Source organism: Streptomyces phytophilus, assembly GCF_013870535.1.
GTDB lineage: Bacteria > Actinomycetota > Actinomycetes > Streptomycetales > Streptomycetaceae > Streptomyces > Streptomyces phytophilus.
Window position 1 is genome coordinate 1 of sequence record NZ_JACBXC010001493.1, and the last position, 1,338, is coordinate 1,338.

The 1,338-nt window shown below is 70.8% G+C and carries 2 protein-coding genes; both read left to right on the forward strand.

Annotated features, from left to right (window positions below):
• A partial coding sequence (locus H5J30_RS33655; protein ID WP_181791560.1) for a glycerophosphodiester phosphodiesterase occupies positions 1-726 on the forward strand: 726 nt, incomplete at its 5' end.
• Between the two features lie 156 nt (positions 727-882).
• A partial coding sequence (locus H5J30_RS33660; RefSeq protein WP_508471226.1) for a thiolase family protein occupies positions 883-1,338 on the forward strand: 456 nt, incomplete at its 3' end.

Here is a 1,338-nt window from a genome sequence, read left to right on the forward strand (position 1 = left end):
GCCGTCCTTGGTGCGCTGTACGTCGATCTCGACGAAGTCGGCGTCCTGGCGGTCCGCCAGGACGCCGACTTCGTCGAGATCGACGTACAGCGCACCAAGGACGGCAAGCTCGTCAACTTCCACGACTGCACGATGGAGCGGACCACCGACATCGAGGAGGTCTACCCGGGCCGGCCGAGCTACCGCGTCTCCGACTTCACCTGGGCCGAGCTGCGCGGCCTGGACGCCGGCTCCTGGTTCTCGGCGAAGTACGCCGGCGAGCCGATCATCACCGTCGACCGGGTCATCGACCTCGTCGACCGGAAGTCGGGCCTGCTCGCCGAGATCAGCCCGTGCGGCCACTACGACGCGAGCCTGCCCGCCGACCTCGCCGGACTGCTCCAGGAGCGGCCGCGCTACGTCGAGCGCGCGCTCGCGGACGGCCGACTGGCCGTGCAGTCCTTCGAACTGGACGACGCGCAGGGCTTCAAGAACCTCATGCCCGAGGTGCCGATCGGCTTCCTCGACGCCGACCGGCCCACCGAGGACGAGCTGCTCGCGCTGAGCGAGTGGGCCGACCAGGTCAACCCGCAGTACACCGTCACCGACCAGGCCCTGGTCGACCGCGTCCACGAGCTGGGCATGGACATCAACGTCTGGACCGTCGACGAGCCCGGCGCGATGCGCAAGATGGCCGGCCTCGGCGTCGACGGCATCATCACCGACTACCCGCAGTCCCTCACGTAGCGACCGGCGCGACCACGAGGCGGCGGCGCGGCAATGGCACACCCCACCAAAGACCTGCGCCGCCGCTTTGATGGATCTCCACTGCCCAACCCGCGGCGTACCCGGCAGACTCGAAGGGGAGCGTACGACCAGTCACACGTGCGGAGGCGTTGCCCCATGACCGGATCGCGGATCCTCGCCCTCGGCCACTACCAGCCGGGGAAGGTGCTGACGAACGACGACCTGGCGGAGTTCGTCGACACCAGCGACGAGTGGATCCGCAGCCGGGTCGGCATCCGCACCCGGCACGTCGCGGGCGACGACGAGACCGTGGACATGATGGCCGCGCACGCCGCCGCCAAGGCGCTGGCCGGCGCCGGCACCAAGACCGAGGACGTCGACCTCGTCATGGTCGCCACCTGCACCGCGGAGAACCGCGTGCCGAACATGGCTGCCCGGGTCGCCGAGCGGCTCGGCATCCCCGCGCCCGCCGCCATCGACGTCAACGTCGCCTGCTCCGGCTTCTCCCACGCCCTCGCGCAGGCGGACCACACCATCCGCGCCGGCGCCGCGAGCCGCGCCCTGGTCATCGCCGCGGAGCGGCTGACCGGCGTCACCGACTGGAACGACCGC